16 protein-coding genes are annotated in these 19106 nt (G+C 52.5%); 7 read left to right on the top strand and 9 right to left on the bottom strand.

Features of this window, described 5'->3' with window-relative positions; genetic code table 11:
- Window positions 1-180: 180 nt before the first annotated feature.
- The 4 genes from Pr1d_RS24415 (at window position 181) to Pr1d_RS24400 (ending at window position 3247) form a co-directional block, all read left to right on the top strand.
- Window positions 181-711 (top strand): type 1 glutamine amidotransferase domain-containing protein, encoded by a 531-nt coding sequence (locus tag Pr1d_RS24415; protein WP_148075971.1) that lies wholly within the window; start codon window positions 181-183, stop codon window positions 709-711.
- A 103-nt stretch (window positions 712-814) separates the two neighbouring features.
- Complete coding sequence (locus Pr1d_RS24410) at window positions 815-1300, top strand: MGMT family protein (protein ID WP_148075970.1); 486 nt, start codon at window positions 815-817, stop codon at window positions 1298-1300.
- 21 nt (window positions 1301-1321) lie between these two features.
- Entirely contained in the window at window positions 1322-1708 is a 387-nt protein-coding gene (locus Pr1d_RS24405) for a VOC family protein (protein WP_148075969.1), read from the top strand.
- Between the two features lie 228 nt (window positions 1709-1936).
- Window positions 1937-3247: a Gfo/Idh/MocA family protein gene (locus Pr1d_RS24400; protein WP_148075968.1), complete on the top strand. Its 1311-nt coding sequence runs from the start codon at window positions 1937-1939 to the stop codon at window positions 3245-3247.
- 42 nt (window positions 3248-3289) lie between these two features.
- On the opposite strand, the gene Pr1d_RS24395 is transcribed toward Pr1d_RS24400, so the two are convergent.
- The gene (locus Pr1d_RS24395) at window positions 3290-4483 is read right to left on the bottom strand and encodes a CNNM domain-containing protein (RefSeq protein WP_210417829.1); all 1194 of its coding nucleotides are present in this window, start codon (window positions 4481-4483) and stop codon (window positions 3290-3292) included.
- A 731-nt stretch (window positions 4484-5214) separates the two neighbouring features.
- On the opposite strand from Pr1d_RS24395, the gene Pr1d_RS24390 reads away from it, so the two are divergent.
- Window positions 5215-7485 (top strand): glutamine synthetase III family protein, encoded by a 2271-nt coding sequence (locus tag Pr1d_RS24390; protein ID WP_238476585.1) that lies wholly within the window; start codon window positions 5215-5217, stop codon window positions 7483-7485.
- Between the two features lie 48 nt (window positions 7486-7533).
- Complete coding sequence (locus Pr1d_RS24385) at window positions 7534-8595, top strand: potassium channel family protein (RefSeq protein WP_148075967.1); 1062 nt, start codon at window positions 7534-7536, stop codon at window positions 8593-8595.
- Window positions 8596-8597: 2 nt separating this feature from the next.
- Here Pr1d_RS24385 and Pr1d_RS24380 read toward each other — a convergent pair whose 3' ends face one another.
- Window positions 8598-9563 carry an alpha/beta hydrolase gene (locus Pr1d_RS24380; RefSeq protein ID WP_148075966.1) on the bottom strand — a complete coding sequence of 322 codons (966 nt, stop codon included), beginning with the start codon at window positions 9561-9563 and terminating at the stop codon, window positions 8598-8600.
- 151 nt (window positions 9564-9714) lie between these two features.
- On the opposite strand from Pr1d_RS24380, the gene Pr1d_RS24375 reads away from it, so the two are divergent.
- Window positions 9715-12498, top strand: a complete 2784-nt coding sequence (locus tag Pr1d_RS24375) for a hypothetical protein (RefSeq protein ID WP_148075965.1) — start codon at window positions 9715-9717, stop codon at window positions 12496-12498.
- A gap of 44 nt (window positions 12499-12542) precedes the next feature.
- Here the strand turns inward: Pr1d_RS24375 and Pr1d_RS24370 are convergent, their stop codons facing one another.
- From Pr1d_RS24370 to Pr1d_RS24340, 7 genes are all read right to left on the bottom strand, one after another.
- A complete protein-coding gene (locus tag Pr1d_RS24370; protein ID WP_210417828.1) occupies window positions 12543-12734 on the bottom strand; it encodes a helix-turn-helix transcriptional regulator in 192 nt (63 codons plus the stop codon).
- A gap of 16 nt (window positions 12735-12750) precedes the next feature.
- The gene (locus Pr1d_RS24365) at window positions 12751-13161 is read right to left on the bottom strand and encodes a DUF2178 domain-containing protein (protein ID WP_148075963.1); all 411 of its coding nucleotides are present in this window, start codon (window positions 13159-13161) and stop codon (window positions 12751-12753) included.
- Between the two features lie 281 nt (window positions 13162-13442).
- Complete coding sequence (locus Pr1d_RS24360) at window positions 13443-13685, bottom strand: hypothetical protein (protein ID WP_148075962.1); 243 nt, start codon at window positions 13683-13685, stop codon at window positions 13443-13445.
- 655 nt (window positions 13686-14340) lie between these two features.
- Window positions 14341-14796 carry a hypothetical protein gene (locus Pr1d_RS24355; protein WP_148075961.1) on the bottom strand — a complete coding sequence of 152 codons (456 nt, stop codon included), beginning with the start codon at window positions 14794-14796 and terminating at the stop codon, window positions 14341-14343.
- Window positions 14797-14952: 156 nt separating this feature from the next.
- Window positions 14953-15849: a hypothetical protein gene (locus tag Pr1d_RS24350; RefSeq protein WP_148075960.1), complete on the bottom strand. Its 897-nt coding sequence runs from the start codon at window positions 15847-15849 to the stop codon at window positions 14953-14955.
- 212 nt (window positions 15850-16061) lie between these two features.
- Window positions 16062-17192 carry a site-2 protease family protein gene (locus Pr1d_RS24345; RefSeq protein ID WP_148075959.1) on the bottom strand — a complete coding sequence of 377 codons (1131 nt, stop codon included), beginning with the start codon at window positions 17190-17192 and terminating at the stop codon, window positions 16062-16064.
- 65 nt (window positions 17193-17257) lie between these two features.
- Window positions 17258-18856 (bottom strand): HDOD domain-containing protein, encoded by a 1599-nt coding sequence (locus Pr1d_RS24340; RefSeq protein ID WP_168205468.1) that lies wholly within the window; start codon window positions 18854-18856, stop codon window positions 17258-17260.
- Window positions 18857-19106: the final 250 nt, after the last annotated feature.

Genomic DNA, 19106 nt, shown 5'->3' with positions numbered 1-19106 from the left:
CGTGATTGAGGGTCTATGATTTTGCTCAGGTGGAAACAATGCAAGTATTGTATCGCAGAATGATTTTCTCTTAAAGAATTATCTCTCACACAGGCGCAGAGACAGCAGGGAAGGAATTTGGTATTCTCTGCGTCTCCACGTCAGTGCGAGACACGATTCTGGATAACGGAGAACAAATTTATGAACCGACTACTCACAGGAAAACGTATCCTGTCTTTCGTAGGAGATATCTATGAAGACCTCGAACTTTGGTACCCCAAGCTGCGCCTGATCGAAGCAGGGGCCGAGGTCGTGGTTGCCGGTCCGGAGGCTGGCGCGCATTATCAGGGAAAGAATGGCTACCCTTGTACGTCCGACGCCGCAATTGCCGACGTGCAGGCCGACCAGTTCGACGGTCTGTTGGTACCGGGTGGCTTCATGCCCGACAAACTGCGTCGTGACAACAAAGTACTCGACCTCGTGCGTCAATTTGACGCGGCTGGCAAACTGATCGCCGCCATCTGCCACGGTGGCTGGATCCCGATCTCCGCAGGCGTGTATCAGAGAGTGCGCGTCACAGGCTCACTCGGCATCAAGGACGATCTGGTCAACGCCGGCGCCATTTGGGAAGACGCCGCCGTAGTGGTCGACCGACACTTCGTTTCCAGCCGCAAGCCCGATGACCTGCCAGAGTTTTGTCGAGGAATGCTGGAAGTGCTGACAAAGGAGTGAGCCAAGTTAGTGTTGAGAATTTGAGACTAGTGGAAGGAAACCCATCTGGGTAGGATAAATAACACTCTTCTAACTTTTCTTCTTCTCAGGCCTGAGGTGAAACATGGCCCACAAAAAATCCTGGCGCGAAAAACTTGCTGACGACAAAGGGCTTCCCAAGGTCGTGAAGATCACCGGAAAAATGTCGCAGCGGCTCGGAACGGGGACAGTTGTTGTTCCAGCGCCATTGGAGGTCGATGCGGCGATGAAAGCGATTCGGCGGGGCAAGTTGACGACGATTGATTTGATTCGCAACTCCCTGGCAAAAAAACATCGTGCTTCCGTTGCCTGCCCCATGACGACGGGAATCTTCGCCTGGATTGCCTCTCATGCAGCGAATGAGTCAGAAGAGGAGGGACGAAAGCGGATCACGCCCTACTGGAGAACTCTCAAGAAAGATGGCGAGCTCAATCCAAAATATCCAGGGGGGATCACGAATTTGAAACGGCGGCTAGCTGCCGAAGGACATGCGATCGTCCGGCGGGGCAAACGTTACTTCGTCCAAAATTACGAACAGGCAGCAATACTTCCGAAGCTGGATTCATCTTAAAATTGAGGTATAGTGAAACTAATGGCAAGTCTATTGGCCGTGTCACCTGTGCTACTCGTGCATGATGTCGTAGCCGCTGCTGAGTACTACCGCGAGAAGCTGGGGTTTTCTTATGATCGCTTTTGGGGCGAGCCGCCGAACTTCTGTATGGTGCGGCGCGATGGCTTAACAGTAATGCTCAGCCAGGTGGGTTCTCACACAGAGATTGTTCCCCATTGGCAGATCGTCGACAAAATGTGGAACGCCAATTTTTGGGTCGACGACGTCGAGGCATTGTACACAGAGTTCCAACAGAACGACGCCAAGATCGACTATTCGCTCCATCTTAAACCTTACGGAGTGAAGGAATTCGGCATCCAGGATATCGACGGGCACGACATCGCTTTCGGCCAAATCGTTGAAGAGTGAAGTCTAGTTGGTTTGGGGAAGCTAAGGGATGAATCTAGGTTGACTGTGGCGAGCAACCTTGCCAGGCGCGACTGGCTTAGCCAGCCGCTTTTTGTAGAATGGTTTATCTACTCGCGTAATGAATGAGAGAATCATAATGTCTCACTTTACACCTCCTGCTGATCTAAGCGACTGTCGCCAGTATATTCAATATTTCAATCTGTCTGTTTGATTTCCAAGGAACACTCAATGAAAGAACTCTCACATAAAACGCGGCGTGAATTTATCCTTAATACTGCTACCACCCTGGCGACGAGTTCTTTGGCAGCGGGAATGGCAGTGGCCGAGACGACAGGCAGCAAGCCCTCGGTTGGGGCCAACGATCAAATCCGCTACGGCGTAATCGGCTACGGTTCTCGCTGCAAGTATGTACTCTCCTCGATGCTTACCCACGAAGATGCCCAGTGTGTTGCCCTGGCCGACGTCTGGAAGCAACATCGCGATGATGGCAAGGCGGCAATCGACAAACACTACGGCAACACCGAGTGTAAGACTTACACCGATTTCCGCAAATTGCTTGAGCGTCAGGACATCGACGCAGTGCTTATTGCCACCGGTGATCGTTGGCATGCTACCGCATCGATGCTCGCCGCCGAGGCTGGTAAGGATATCTATTGCGAAAAGCCATGTGGGTTGACAATGGGCTTGTGCCAACAACTCGACGATACAATCCAAAAGACCGGGCGGATCTTCCAGGCGGGTACGCAGCGCCGTAGCGTGCCGAATTTCCAAACCGCCGTGGAATTTGTGCACAACGGAAAACTCGGAAAGCTGCATACACTTCACGCCTCGGTCTATGAGCCGACACTGCAAAATACCTGGCTATCCCGAGAGGAATTTGATCCCGACTCGCTCGAATGGAATATGTGGTTGGGACCCGCGATGTGGAGGCCTTACAACCACGAATATGTCGAAGGCAAGTGGCGGAAGGTGTGGGATTTTGATGCGGGATGCAGTTTGCTCGATTGGGCTGCTCACACATTGGACCTCTGCCAATGGGCCAACGGCAGCGACGATACGGGACCCATTGAATTTGAACCACTCAGCGACAAAATCATGTGCCGCTATGCCAGCGGTGTGGAAGTATCGCTTGATTTCCTGCCAGAACCATTTGGAAAACGTGAGCCACACTTCATCACACGGCTGGGTACGTGCCCGGTGCGATTCGAAGGCGAGCGTGGCTCGGTTGAAACCGGAGATGAGGGAGAAATCGTCGCATCGACTGAAGCACTACAAGCAGAACTCCCTCCATCCCAAAAGCGCATACGGGGCATCGATGCTACGCTGCATACGCGCAACTTTCTCGACTGCATGCGTTCGCGCAAGGAACCAAACGCCAGCAACCGGATCATGCGCCACTCGCACGTAGCATCCCACGCCGCCGCGATCGCCTGGGTACTTCAGCGTAAGCTCAAGTTCGATCCACAGTCGGAGTCTTTTCCAGAGGATGCCGAAGCGAACCGCTTCCGTGAGCGGCCCATACGCGAGTGGGAGGTCTAGCATCGGAGCAGTGAGTTTAGGCAATTACTCGCAGGCCTTGACCTATTCTTCAAATTTCTCATCAAAACTGTCCACATCAATCCCGACGCGTTCCATGCGCTCGCGCCACTTCTGGCGGGCCAGGCGGCGCATATCATCGATTTGATCGGCTTCGTCGACGATCTCAATTCCGATGAGCGTTTCGACGACGTCTTCGAGTGTGACGATTCCATCCATGCCACCATGCTCGTCGACGACCAACAGAACATGTTCGCGCAAAGTGAGCATCTTATCCAGTGCGACATTCAGTGGCATTTGATCGGGCACGCTGCTGATGCCGCGCTTGAGGTCACGAAGTTGTGCCGCCCCCTCTCCGTTAACCATGTTGGCATAGAGATCGCTCTTGAGCACAAATCCTGTCACCTCATCCCGATGGGCCGCGTAGACGGGAATTCGCGAGAAAACCATGGTCGGATGCGCTGTGATGACCTCTGCTGCAGTGAGATCCTGTTGCAGAGCGAAGACGACCGTTCGAGGAGTCATGACGTCGGAGACCTGCAAGCCCGGCAGGCGAAACACGTTCTTGAGCATTCTCGATTCGCTCTCGTCAAGTTGCCCCGATGCCATGCCTAGTTCGGCCATGGCCGCAATTTCGTCACGACTAATTGTATGGACTGCTTTGCCGCGCGTGATCAGCTTGGTCAGCAAATCGGAAATCAACAACAATGGATAGAGTATCCAAGTCAGCAGTTGCACGAATCGAGCCGTCAGCGGGGCGAGCCCGCGCCAATAGAGGGCCCCAATTGTTTTGGGAATAATCTCCGAGACAAAGAGAATCAGCAGCGTGAGCACAGCCATCGCTACGCCGACGTATTCTGTGCCGAAATAAGCTGCCGCCTCGGCCCCGGCACCTCCCGCACCGACAGTGTGGGCAATGGTGTTGAGTGTGAGAATCGCCGCGAGCGAGCGGTCGATATTTCCCTTCACCTTGCCGAGACGACTGGCAGTACCGGGTGATGTCTGCTTGAGGTTCGCGATATACGATGGGGTTACGCTCAACAGAACTGCTTCAGCAACCGAACAGAGCGACGAGAAGAACAAGGCAACTGTCGCATAAACGATCATCAGCACCAGGTGTCGCGATGAATCTCCAGCTTCGTCCACCGAAGTCTCCGGCGCGATCCCTACGGCATAGACGGTCGCCGCCGTCGTAGCCATGGCAATGCAGATCAAAACAGTTGTGGCAGTGATTTTCATGAATGGTTTTGGAGTGTGGGGTTGAAAGTAAGGAAGCTAGGCAGCAAGGCTATCCGCCTTTCACTTCTGCAAAAAGCAGATAACTTGACTGGTCAACCTATCTTATTCGCAGTTGCACGACGTTCGTAGACATAGTCGGCGTGTTACATCTGAATTCCAGGCTTTTCTCCTGGGATTTTGCAGATAATGCGGCAGTTTACACTTGCCTGGTTGACGGAGCAGGCTTGATCTGAGGACTCGATCTCGGCTGGCGGCACGAGTTTTGCTTCTATTGAACTGAACTTGTTAGTTGGCTTGGTTTGGTGTTCAGAAATAATCGCGAGCTCTGAAGGAAGTCCGCCATTAATTTTTTAGACCGTGCGTGTGATATGTCTTGATTTACTGCCTACGTGAATCACTACCTCTCTCATCGCGGATTGATAGTCCTCGTGTTTTGTAAGTGAGGTCCATCAATGACGTGGAGAATGTGTGTCTGCAAAGAAAGCATAGTATGCCTATCAAAGTGGCATAAGCATAGATGTTGCTAGCTCGCAGAAATGGCAAGATCAAGACCGTTGAAAATAGATGTTGTCGTAAATAGATGAGCACGGATCTCGCTCGTCCCCGGCTTGCCACGGATTGGCGCTAATAGACTGGGGTATACCTCTGCCTAGGGGGTGGAGGTATATCCAGTCATTTTTGCACCTACGTATATGGTATAGGTAGGTCTCCTGGTAAGGAAAGGTGGTGCCATGAGCACAATGAGCTACGCTGAACCGTCTGTTGGGTCCGAAGAGAGAAAGAGCTTTGGAGCTGCCGCGGGCGGCGGTGGATTTTCCTCTGGAGGGATGTCTTCCCGGATGGCAGCAATTGCCGCGGTCACGAATTATCAGCCTTTTTCTCAGCCACTCGATTTTGCCAAGACACCTGCCCACCGACTCTTCGGCGAAAATGTGTTTAGCAAGTCGGTGATGAAAGATCGGCTACCCAAGCCAATCTACAAGTCTTTGATGAAAACCATTGAGGTGGGGGAGAAACTTGATCCGGAAATAGCTGACGTCGTGGCTTCAGCGATGAAAGATTGGGCGATCGAAAAAGGTGCCACCCACTATGCCCATGTATTCTATCCTCTAACGGGCGCCACAGCCGAGAAGCACGATAGCTTTCTCTCGCCGGATGGCAACGGTGGAGCGGTTACCGAATTTACCGGCAAGCAACTCATCCAAGGTGAGCCAGACGGTTCGAGCTTTCCTACGGGAGGCATTCGCGCTACTTTTGAAGCCCGAGGCTATACCATCTGGGACGTCACCAGCCCGGCCTATATTCTGGAAAATCCCAACGGCACAACGCTCTGCATCCCTACAGCATTTGTCTCCTGGACCGGGGAAGCACTCGACAAGAAAACACCTTTGCTACGCTCGATGCAGGCCCTCAATAGCCAGGCTCAGCGGATTCTTAGTTTGTTCGGTCACGCAGATGGGTCGTTCGTGTCATCGACTGCTGGTCCCGAACAAGAGTATTTCTTAATAGATCGCCACTTCTATTTTTCCCGCCCCGATTTATTCACCGCTGGCAGAACTCTGTTTGGAGCAACTCCCCCGAAGGGGCAGGAGTTCGATGATCATTATTTCGGTGCAATTCCCGAGCGAGTGCTCGCCTTCATGCTCGATTCAGAACGTGAACTACTCAAGCTGGGAATTCCCGTGAAGACGCGGCATAACGAAGTCGCTCCGGGGCAGTACGAGATTGCTCCGGTGTTCGAATCGGCGAACCTGGCCAACGATCATCAACATTTAGTGATGATTACACTCAAGCGTGTTGCCGAGAAATACGGCATGGCATGTCTCACCCATGAAAAACCCTTCGCAGGTGTGAACGGTTCCGGCAAGCACGTGAACTGGTCGCTCGGTAGTTCCTCCCAGGGAAATCTCTTGGATCCTGGTGAGACGCCGCATGAGAATGCCCAATTCTTGGTGTTTTGTGCTGCCGTCATCCGGGCCGTCTATCTGAATCAGGGATTGCTGCGGGCCTCGGTAGCTACGGCAGGAAACGACCATCGGTTGGGTGCCAACGAAGCACCACCGGCAATCATTTCCATCTTCCTCGGCGATCAGCTCACCGACGTCTTTGAGCAAATCAAGGCGGGTGGTGCAAAATCCTCGATTGCCAAAGGGACGCTGGGTGTAGGAGTCGATGTATTGCCTCCGCTTCCTAAGGATGCAGGGGACCGCAACCGCACGAGTCCATTTGCCTTCACTGGCAATCGCTTCGAGTTCCGCGCGGTTGGATCAAACCAATCAATCGCAGGTCCTTTGGTAGTGATGAACACAATCATTTCCGAGTCGCTCGACTATTGTGCGACCAAGCTGGAAAAGGCCATCGATGGTGATACCAGCAAACTACACGGCGCACTGCAGACTTTGCTTACCGAATTGATCACGGAGTGCGAACCTATCATTTTCAATGGCGATGGCTATTCCGATGCCTGGCACGAAGAGGCTGAGAAGCGAGGACTGTTGAATCTCAAGACGACCGTCGATGCACTTCCTGAACTCGAAGGCCCCGGGGTCAAGGAGATCTTCTCCAAGTACGGCGTTCTCAGCGAGCGAGAGCTGGAGAGCCGCTTGGAAACCTATTTGGAACAGTATTGCAATACGGTTTCTGTTGAGGCCAAGCTTACTGTGGAAATGGCCAAGACCCTGATCTTCCCCGCGGCAGTTCGCTATCAGAGTCAACTCGCCTCAGCCTGTGCGAATCTGGCTGCGGTGGGAATCGATTTTGATACCGACACGCTGGAGAAAGTCACGGAGTTAGTAAAGGCTTTGCAGGACAGCGTCTCCGTGCTGGAGGCATGTCTGGCAGATCCCATCGAGGACTCCACACAAGAGCACGCGAAATACTTCATTGAGGAGATACTCCCGGCCATGGCTGCCGTTCGGCAATATGCCGATTTGCTAGAAGGGTGGGTCGCCGACGATCTGTGGCCCCTGCCAACCTACCAAGAAATGTTGTTCATCAAGTAAAACTTGCCCATAAGATTCCAGATGGTTCTCTGAGAACGGTGCTGCGCAGTGTCCCCATCAATGCGTCGACTCGCTGAAGGCATCACGTTCTTTGTGTTGACGTGTGTGCTGGCGACCATCGGCTACATGATGGCCGGCTGGAATGTGATGGATGCCATCTATATGGTAACCATCACAATTTTCGGGGTCGGATATGGCGAGGTCCATCCCATCGAGACACCGCAACTGCGGATGATGACCATTTTACTCATCGTGTTTGGTTATGGGTCAGCCATTTATACTGGTGGAGGATTGGTACAAATGTTGATGGAAGGCGAGATCAATCGTGCGCTGAACAATCGTCGCATGACCAAAGGAATCGAAGAACTGCGAGATCACGCCATAGTATGTGGCTTTGGCAGGGCTGGCAGTATTCTGGTGAACGATCTGCAGGCTGCGGGGAAGCCTTTTGTGGTGATCGATCAAGATGATGACAAGCTTGCTGCCGCGGAGCAATTACATTGTCTTGTATTGCAAGGGAATGCTACCGAGGATGAAGTACTATTAAGTGCTGGAGTACAGAATGCATCGGTGCTGGCGACGGTTTTGCCTGATGATGCTGCGAATGTGTTTATTACACTCACAGCGCGGGTACTCAATCCTGACGTTGAGATCATCGCACGCGCTGAACATCCTGCTACCGAGAAAAAACTACTTCGCAGTGGCGCGACCCACGTCGTATCGCCCGCCGTTATTGGAGGGAAACGGATGGCCCAACTCATTACCCATCCCAGCCGCGAGGAGTTGCTGGCTGACCCCGAGCGAAATGAGCAATTGCAGCATGAGTTATCGCAGATCGGCTTGCAGATGCATGAAGTCACGGCCAATGAATTGATAGCCGGTCATCAGATTGCAGAAATCACCACGACCTCCGACCACAAGTTTCTCATTGTGGCGATCAATCGCCAGGCGGGGGAAGTCGTCGTCGATCCGGCGTTCGACTGCCAAATCGATCCAGGCGATTCGCTGGTCGTACTCTGTCGTGGAGAGCAACCTCCCCAGCTTGCCGTGAAATCAAAATCCGCCGCGGAGATTCTCTATCGCGGGGCAAAGCTGGCGGTTTCTGTGTAGTCCTAAGGTCTGTTGAAGCTCCGCTCGACGGTATCCTCCGGATCAGTACTCGCGCCGTGATCTCGCCAGAGCCAGCGCATCATTTCGGGAAGCATCGCACCACCCTGAGCGGAGCCGTGTAAGCCAATTCCCCAACAGTAATTGATATCGTAGCCTTTCTCGGTCATTGCCTCTACGAGTCGCACGTTTTGCAGAAACCAATCCCATGTGGGATCGTATTTGCCCTTGCCACGGCGCGTGCCACGAAGGTCGTTACGGCCATCCTGGAAAAACACACGGATTGGTTTTTTCTCGCTCTCCCGAACTTTTTCTGGATACACATGCCCGCCTCGAATGTTAGTAAAACTACCGACAATGCTGAGCACTTTGCTGAACTGGTCGGGCCGTTCCCAAGCGACAGTGAACGCGGCGATGGCACCGGAACTCACGCCGCCGATGCCATGCCGCTCCGCTTCCGGGGCGATGTTGTACGACTTCGTAAGCTCGGGCATCAACTCATTTATAATCACACGAGCGTAGCGGTCGTCGAGCGAGTTGTACTCCTCAGGGCGATTGGATGTCTTGTCACCCCATTCTTTCGGATTCGCTTCCGGTTGCTCCGGCATGCGGCCCGGATTGATAAACACGGCGATCATGACAGGGATTTCCCGTCGATGAATCAAGTTATCGAGCACATGCCGAGCGCGAAGTGGCCCTTTTTCATTGATGAATGCCTGCCCATCCTGAAAGATCATCAGACTGGCTGGCACCTCAGAGTCATACTGTGCAGGAACATAGACCCAATAGGTATGCTGAGTGCCGGGAAAGGCTTCACTTGCTATCACATGCGGACCGTTGATTTCTCCCTGGGGTACTCCCTCTTGTGGCAGCGAATCGGGACCAAGCTTGTAGAAATCATCGAGGCCCTGGCCGGTGGCAGAAGCGATGAAAGAAACAAAAATCCCCAGCGAACACAGGACGCGAATCATTTTGAGAACTCCTTAGTAGACCGTTGAAATACAGCGACAAGTAAGGCTGACCATTCTAGGGCCTTTGTCTCAAAGTTAAAAGCCAATACGATGAATGCCTGCCGTGGGGATTGTCCTATGGAATGATTGCTTGTCAAAGGGTCTCTAGTCTATGTCACTGCGAATCTTACTATGCTCGTTTGCGCTTGTATCAGTTGCTGCTACTGCCTTTGCTGACGGGATCACGCGATTGCCACTCGAAAATGGCAGGACCACGTTGGAGGTCCCCTCTGATGGGATCGTCTGTTTTCTCAAATTCGGTGATCACTCTTATGCACCGGATAGCGTTACGGATGACAAGGGGCTTGAAATCGCCTTCACTGAAATGACGGAGATTCCAATCGCTCCCTTTCAGGAGTTGCGAGCGGTTCAATGGCAATTGCCAGCACAATATCGCGGAAGGACTATTAATCTTAGTGTCGTCCCAAGTCGCGATTCTTTTTGGGATCAAATCCTGGTTGTTGATGAATCTTTTCTTCCAGAATCGCCGACGGTGCAGATCGATGAAGCTGGTAAGTTTGCGGAGAGCTTGCCGCCAGAGATAGGCGACATCTCGCTCAGCGAAGCAGAAATTGCCAGCCAGCAAACCAGCCTCATTGATCCGATTCTACCTGAAGGAATCTCTCAGGAATTGGCTTGGGACCAGCTCGCCGCCGCCGGCTTGCCGCTCGACTTTCAGAAAGTGTTGCTCGCCTCGCCACATGATGCGAGTCCAGCCTTTGCCTACCAGAATGGCCAGTGGTTGACCACTTGGAAGAGGCGCGATCTTAATGAGGGCGGCAAGGAAGATCACTGGTTTGCTCCGGCACTTAAGATTGGCGATCGCTTGATTCGTCCCGCACCCTTGTCGGCACGAACTAGCTTCTCGAAGACCACTGCAAGCAAGTTGCTTCCCCAATGGAACGTGGAATGGATGCATGAAGGGGCGACCGTCCATCAGTCCATGTTCTCCTTCCAATCAGCAGGAACTCCAAGTCCGATTCTCTTCGTCCGGTTCCACATCGAGAACACCTCTCCTGATACTCGATTAGCCGTTGGTATAGGGCGCCGACCAAATGCCCACTACTGGGACGATAAAACGCGCGAACGGACTCCGATTCCCTTTTTCACCTTGCAGCCAGGTTATCGCCAGCAAGGACGGAAGCTACTTGATGAATGGGATCGGGTCGTGCTCGGATCTCCACAAGACTTCTTGCTTGAGAATTGCGGACCTTTGGAGATGCTGCTGGTATTTACGCCTGACGAAAAGGGTTTCGTTGAGCTGGCTACTCCCCAGGAGGGGATACCGCATGAACAAAAATCATCTCTTCTTCCTGCTTTTGCACGTGCTGAAGCTGAGTTTCGACGTCAGTGGGATCGAATTCTGTCACTCGGCGCCCAGGTGAAACTTCCTTCGTCCCAGTGGCAGGATCGCATTGAAGCCTGGCAAGCCCAAGTCGAGTCGATTACGCGTGTGAACTACCAGGGTCGTGATCGGCTCAGTTACGGGGCGTATTTCTATCAGTACTACTTTGGCATCGAAGAGGCTTGGCCTGTAGTTGCCCTTGCCCAATGGGGCCGCGGCAAGGAAGCCCAGCGCCAAGCCAAAATCATGCTGGATCCTCAGAATTTGGATAAGTCGAATGTCCATCACCAGTCGCGAAATGGAGCCGCACCCTGGGCAGCGGCAGTCGTGGCTCGACTGACCAACGATCCCGAGTGGCTGGCCTCAGTAGCGCCAGCGATGATCGAGTGCGCGGAGTGGACCAGCCGAGTCCGCCGAGAAAATCAGCAAGAACGGTCTCCGCTAACTCGTGGCTTACTGCCACCCCATATCTATGGCGGCGATATTCGCGATCCAGCGACAAGTCTATACGCGACAGCCATCTGCTGGAAAGGCATCGTTGAGACGGCAGACGTCTTAGACCATCTAGGTGGCGAATCGTATCACGAAGTGGCTGACAAGTTGCGTCAGGAAGCAGAAGCTCTCCGCAACAGAATTGATGAGGTCATGCGCGAGGTTGCTTTAGAAGACGGTGAGGATGTTTTCCTCCCTTTGGCACTCGATTTGCCTTCGCTGGATGGAAAGCATGAGGGACCATATGAAGCCCTCACCGACACCCGACTAGGAAACTATTGGAATCTTTTCGCCCCTTCCTTGCTTCAGTTGCAATTGTGCGCTGCTGATCCCATGGCGTTTCCTGATCGTGAAGTGTACGAGTACATGCAGCACCACGGTGGACTCTGGGCGGGTCTGCCGCGATTTTACCACGGTCTCGACGTGGCCTATGCGGGGGGTACGATCGGCTATCTTCTCAACGCTTCGGCCCTCGATTTTCGGTTTCGACCCCAAGCCCTTGCATCGTTGGAAGCATTCTTTCTCCACGCCGCCAGCCGCAACGGATATACCATTCCAGAAGTGGCGAGTCTGTTTCCGGATCGTCTCGACGATGCTGCCTATGAACTACTTGTGCGAGAATCCCCCTGGAGCTTCGGCATGTACGAAGCCCAGAGATACCTCGAAGGGCATATCTCCTTCACGGAACCCCTAGGTGCCGGCGCAGGACAAGCTTTGTGGCTGATTCGAGATGCCCTGGTGACTGAAACTCGCACTGACGGGGGCATTCCCGATGGCGGGCTCGTCCTCCTGCCCACCGTCCCCAGCGCATGGTTCGAACAGGGAAAACACATCAAACTAAACAAATTCCCCACGGCTTACGGACTGCTGTCAGCGCGAATTGAGTCGCAGATCGAGCTGAAGAGAGAAATCACGATGGCCTATTCCTTCGAAAAGTTTGAAAATGGTCAAGCGTATGCTATCAAGAAATTCCGCGTCCGCTTTGCGCCGCCAGGGGAGGAGGTAGTCGAATTGAAATTCGCACCTCAAAGTACCGGTGAACTTCGGGCCAGCTTCTGACCATCGTAGTGCAAGAAGGTAGCTACTCCGAGCTTTCTTGCTCACTATTCATTGAGAGTGAATACTTGTTCGACCGACTTCCCGAAGGTGCGAGCGATTCTCAGTGCCAAGGTGAGCGAGGGGGTATAGGCCCCTCCCTCCAAGGCAATAATCGTCTGTCTGGTAACCCCGACACAATCTGCCAGATCCTGCTGAGTCATTGTTGACTCGGTGCGCAACTCGCGCACAGAATTCATTAGGTGCGGTTCCGACTTACGCGGCATGCTGCTGATCCCGATAAGATTTGACCGAGACAAAGCCTTTGATTGCGAAGCACAATGCGAATTGAATCCAAATCAGCCAATTCAAGACACCGAGAGAAACAGAGTCCCTGTCGGTAAAACTCGACCACATCACAATAGCTGCCAGTGACATAAACAGAGTCATCCAGGCGACGTTCACTCCAATTCTGGTAGCCCGCTGCTCAATATCCCGGTCACGCTCATCCACAACTACTTCTTTGCCCCTCTGACGCAGAAAGAGAACACTGAAACCAAGCAATCCCATTAGCCCAAACGCTCCAGTAGCCCCATCACCTAGCCAAGGGTACAGAAACGCAACCAGCACCAACGCAACCAGCGAGACCGACAACTCGGTCCAGGCAACCTTTTCCATTGCATTCATGAGAACCTCCGATCGCGGAAAAAAACGGGATTAAAACTCCACCAATGAATGTATGATATACTTTACATTGAAGATGTCAAGTATATTTTACATTTAATTTTGGGCAGGTCGAGCGGCGTACCTCGCCCACACGGGGCTTGTCCCCGTGGAGCGAAAGATTCGCTGGCTAGCATGGCCTCCTCACAGCTACCCTTCACGACCCCCGCGAGCTCGTCTCGTGGGAGAGGAAGATTGAAACATGCGCATGGGCCCTTTGATCCAAGGTGTTAGCCAATCGGCTCTCAGTTTCCACTTGCAATTTGTCGACCTATTCCACTGATAACATCACCAACGGTCTCCCACGAAGGATTCCAGACCCAAGAATCGCCGTATTTTTCCTTTAAGAGTTGGTAGAAGGCTTCGTCCGCGTTATCGGTCGTAGTATCCCCATCTAGCGATAGATCCTTCTTTAAACGGTCTTCCAGACGGATCTTTCCACAATCAACTTCGAGAGCTTCCTCGAATGCTCGAATGAGCGAAATCACTATATCATTCGGAACAGCTGCCTCATGGATTCCAGAGACCAATTCCGCATCGGCTAGAGTAGTGCGAGCATTTAATCGGTCTCTTCTAGCAGATTCGGCACGCGATAACAGAGAATCCGAGCGCAAAGAACGGAGAACAACTGCCAGTGATAGAACCACAACTGCAATTGGCACTGCATATGTTAGAAAGGTATTCATCTGCCCGCCGGTCTAGTTAAACACGAAGGTCGATGTGCACGCTGGTACGAACCGACATTCCAACAGTCGCGACGAACGATGAAGCTGACGCATCTTATTTCACATCGTCCTGGGGCTCTCGTTCATTGGTAAAGGGCCTATATGAGTGCGTCTTTGGAGCTAGTAGTGACCTGCGAATTTTGAGCGCAATCAAACAGCCGAGCCCAGCTCCAGCGACGAATCCAATCAAGTTAGGGAAAGTGTGTTTTGTGTGCAGTCCTTCGAGGACAAACACTATGACAACAAAAGCAACTACTCCGCCAATCAGTATTGAGACAAAGGTTGCAAGTAGAGAACGAGGCATGGTGCTATCAGCCGCTTTTCTTGAAGGCGTTCTCACGAATTGCAAAATAGTAAACTAGGAACTGGACAAAGCTCTTTTCAAGAGAAACTGTACGTTAATCACAAGGAAAATCGACTATTTGAGTTGCTGCTTGGTCAACACCCGCAACGGAAAAGCAAGAGGGTTCTGAGACCAGTCATACATGCAGATCAAGCAATCAGTCTTGTCTGTACTGTTGCAATATATTTCAGAGTGGAATCCTTGAACACATTCCCACACAGGTTCACTGCACGGCTCAAGAAGGACGATGACCTCACTACCATCCAATTTCACATTGTTGGAATTTCGAATAAATGACGAGTTAGCAAAAGTGTCGCTTTCAGGCAACAAAAAAGTGTAACCTACCGTCGCCCCTGACTTGTTGCAAAGTTCGTCCCAAAAGAAAAAGGTGTCCCCGTCCCTCAATGGCAAATACTCATTGCCGTTCATTGAAACACTTGGAGGCAACTTCTCTGTGATGCTTGTCGGTGCCTCAATGGCAACCACATTGCCAAATTCATGACGCAAAATGAAGTATCGTGATTTGAGCATTGCTGAACAACGCAGAGGATTATGGATGTATTCAATGAATAACGAGTGAGATTGATACTACCCTACGTACCTAGCTCGTGCAACAAGGTAACTGGAGTTGGCCCGTCCAATTTAGAGCCGATAGTCGACCTGCCCGACGCTAGTTGGCGTGCCTCCTTAGAACTCATCAAAGGGATCCTCTTCTGGCTTGCCAAAGTCGTATCCAGGTTTTTCAATATAGGACTTCTTGTCTCGTAAGAATCTGAGAAACTCTTTCGCGTACTTCGATTCGATCTCGTCCTCTGGCTGAGATTCAACTTTCTGTATGGCTTGTGTCAGGGCAATTTGCCGCATTTCGGTCAGCGACTTCAACGAATGATTGTTGACCCACTGAGTGATATTCGACTGGTCGAGAATGTGAAATTGAATCATTCCCTTTAGCCATCGACCCTCAATTTGTATTCGCAGGATTTCAAAACAAACTTGACCAATAGAGGGTAGATCGGTAGTAGAAACTGAACCAAGAAACTCTATATGTGTATAGGTCTGGTCGTTGAGACGATTCAATAGAACCGGAAAAGCTTGTTTACTTGCCGAAACAAGTTCACTTCGTGCGGCTAGAGCTTTCTCGATACTATGTTCTTCACTTAGAGCATCTACAAGCTTTGAGAATTCATTCATCTCTTCTCTGGATAGATCGAATGAATCTGAAGTCCGCAGGTTAGCTAGCCACGCTTCAGAATCTTCGCCAAAATCCTTGTTCGTGTATTCGCGTAATGCGGCAACGAATGCATCAATTGTATCCTGACGTTGAGATTCCAAGGCTGCCTCGATTTCGGGTGTGCTTCGATAACCTTCAGCCGGAACGTAGTAACCCTTGACATATTCGAGCATTTCAGCCGCACGGACTGCATCGTGTGATTCAATCTTACTATACTCGACTTTCCAATCTGAAAGCGATTGAGTAACGCTACGTTGGTGGACGCCAGTCATATAATCCGGAAGGGAAAACATCCCCCAGACTAGAGCGACACCAACTAGAATTAGCACAACGATGAGAATACGCCGCCACATGCCTAATCCGCTAATCGAATGAGTCGCAATCGAGAATATAGCCGATTCTTCCGATTGTACCTATTCAGCACAAAGAGAGCAAAGCTCTCCTGAATACTGCGGAGTGCTAATTACCGGCGTTGTGACTTACAATGATCTCGAATCGCAACAACGATAATCGTTTGAATCCCTCATCCCTTGCACAGATGAGACCTCTTCCATCTGCTAGCCATCTACTGCCGAAACCCTTCCAGCGGGAAACAGATCAACGGGATCGCCAGCGACGCGATACCGATTGCCCAGCGCACGGGGCCCAACGGGACGTTGTCATTGGCGGTCGGTGGATGATGGATGCCCATGAAGATTACCAGCACCAGCATCGGGGTCCACATCACGGCGTGGTTGAGATTGCTGACGACGTAAAAAATCGCCAGCGAGACGAACCATTTGGCCAGGGTGTGGGCCTTCTCCAGAAACAAAGCGTAGATCGTGTGACCACCGTCGAGTTGGCTGATCGGCATCATGTTGAGCCCCGTTATGAGCATGCCCACCCAGCCGGCCATGAAGAACGGATTGAGTTGCGAGATGGCAACCCATTCACGGCCAGCCCATTGAGGGTGTGCTCGTTCGAGCATCCATTGCGCAATCCAGGGGAGATAAAGTTGGAACTCGCCATGCTGTGGCACGCGCGTGAGATCCAAGTCAGTGATGCCCCACCATAAGACAGGGAACGCCACCACCAATCCTGCCAGCGGCCCGGCGATGCCGATATCGAAAATCTGCCGCCGATCCGCGCGCATGCCGTCCATGCCGATCACGGCTCCCATCGTACCGATGGCGTTAAAAGGAACTGGAATGCACAACGGATAACTTGCCGCGATGCGATTCTTGACCGTTTGCAAGAAGTGCCCCATCTCGTGAGTAAGCAAGATAGCCAGCACGGCGACCATATACTGTAAGCCAGTCGCCCAGTTGGTCTGAATAATACGCCCCATCGCGGCATAGGTGCCAATGTAGCGAGGCTCAAGCGGTTCCCAGTGGGTGACACCGACCCAGAAAGTCGAAGCACAGGTCGCGAGAAATAAGACGATCGGTAGCAAAACTCGCCGTTGAGGCCGAAAGTGCAGATCGGAGACCGTCAGTTCGGGTAAATGCGCAACCGACGGATCATCAAACGCATCAGTCGCCGCCACCAATTCCCCCCTAGCCGGACCGCCACGCGGTCCGGGACTCTCGGTTTGCTTAGCCACAGGGACAGCTGCCGAGGTCTTTGCCGGCGCGACTGCCGGGGGCTGCATCTCCGGCAGCGACTCTTTGGGCGGTTGGGCAGATGGGGTTCCGGGGGTGGGGGCCTCGCTCTTCATCGGGGAATCTTACACCCTTCGGAGTGCTGTGGCAAAGCCCTTTTCAGAATCCCCGTGAGCTGAAGTCAATAGATTTCCAGGCTTTTTACGCTGTTCGTTCCACAGGTGCGTGCTCCCGCCAGGCAACGATTCGCCGCTTGCAAGAGACGCGACGCATCGAAATTCCTTGAGGGCAACGCCGCACTGGCAACTCCCGCGCTGACATGGATTTGCTCTCGCCGATCAAGGGCGTTTTGCTGCTCAATGGCAGTCTCGATAGCTTGAAGTGCACCTCGTGCCGTGTGAACCGCCTCCTGACGATCGCAGCCTGGCAAGATCAAAGTTCGACGAAATGGAGTGCACTCTTGGATTTCTAACGGACAGCAGAATTCTTCTCGGCAGACGGTATCCAGTATTTCGCTCAGTATGGACTGGTGTTGTTTGTCGGATCGATTGTCTAAAGCAATTTCCAGCATCACGACACTCAGGGGCTGCCGCTGTGCACGACATTTTCCCAGAGCAACCACCAAGCGACGCTCGAAGGAATGGTCGTGGGTGCGCGTCTGCGAAGACGTTGCAACATCAATCGTAGGTGCAGATTGTCCAGCTTTTGCTGAGGGGCCTTGTAGAAATGCCTGCACGGCGAATCGAAGTCGAGCGGATTCCGCGTGAACTTGCGAGAGAACATCCCCAGTTCTCTCAGAAGCGGAGATTGATGGCAGAGGGTCTTCAATCGCGATCGCCGACATTTGCCCATGGGCGGCAATCAATATCTCGGAGTATTCCCGACCGTCTGGCAAGCGCAAAGCGAGAACCTCGGCAAGTTGCTCAACTCGCGGCTGCAGGTCGGAGACCAGTTCACACAAGCGAGATTTATCGAGGCCGCAATACTTGGCACCCAGGGTCAACAAATCAGGCAAGCTACTCAAACGATGGCGTCCCACGAGCTCACCAAGTAGCGTGGCCAATTGCAGCACGCGAGTAAGATGATCTGAGGACGTCTCACCACCTGCGTGAAATTCTCTCGTGCGAACATTCGCGATAGCCCTTCCCAGGGGGGCAGGCATGTTCCACTGCTCCAAGAGGGCGGCACTCAATTCGAGGTGGTCAAAGCCAAGTGATTCCGTTTCGAGTTCCTCTAAATTGGCTTCACTTTCGATTGCGCTTGCCAGGAAACAGGAGTACGACTCTTGAAACTGCCCCAAGAGGGCCAAGACACCAATGTCTTGCAGCAATCCAGCGAGAAAGGCTTCGTCGCCGGGACGTTCAAACAATTGTTCACTAATTTCCCGCGCGGCCACCGCACGAACTAGAGTCGTCGACCAGTACCACTCGAGTTGCTCCCGCGCAACATTCGCAAACAAGCCTTCCGGCAAACTAAATCCGAGTACCAGCAGTTTGAGCGGCTTGATACCGAGCATCGTGATCGCTTGGCTCAGATTGCTCACCGGATGACTCAATCCGAAGAGCGAACTATTCACCACACGCAGAATACGCACCGTCAGCGCAGGGTCTCGCTCGATGCACGCTTTGAGTGCCGAGGTATCAACTTGCGGGCAGGCGGTGAGTTCCAGCACTTCCGCCGCCACGACAGGCAAACTGTATAGCGATTTTACCCGACCAACGAACTGATCAATCGTTGGTGCTGTGGTCTCGAAGTTCGACGCTATGAGAGTGTCTGTCATATGGTCTAACGGGGGAGTGCAAGCAAGGAATGGGCGCAAAACGAGTGCATTCGAGAAACTCGCCCCCATACCGAAAATATAGCTCAGGAAAGGCCTTCGGGTGGGGTCGTCGGAATATCCCCTACAATGCGACACAGCATTACCAACGCGATAGAGCCATTGCGCTAGGCCAACTGAGAGAATTCAATAGAATAGGCTGTGGAAGTCCAGGAATTCACGTTCCTGTCATTTCGAGGTTCTCCGAGAAATC

Source organism: Bythopirellula goksoeyrii (assembly GCF_008065115.1).
GTDB lineage: Bacteria > Planctomycetota > Planctomycetia > Pirellulales > Lacipirellulaceae > Bythopirellula > Bythopirellula goksoeyrii.
The sequence above is the reverse complement of the archived record's forward strand: the minus strand, read 5'-3'. Positions and strand labels throughout refer to the sequence as shown.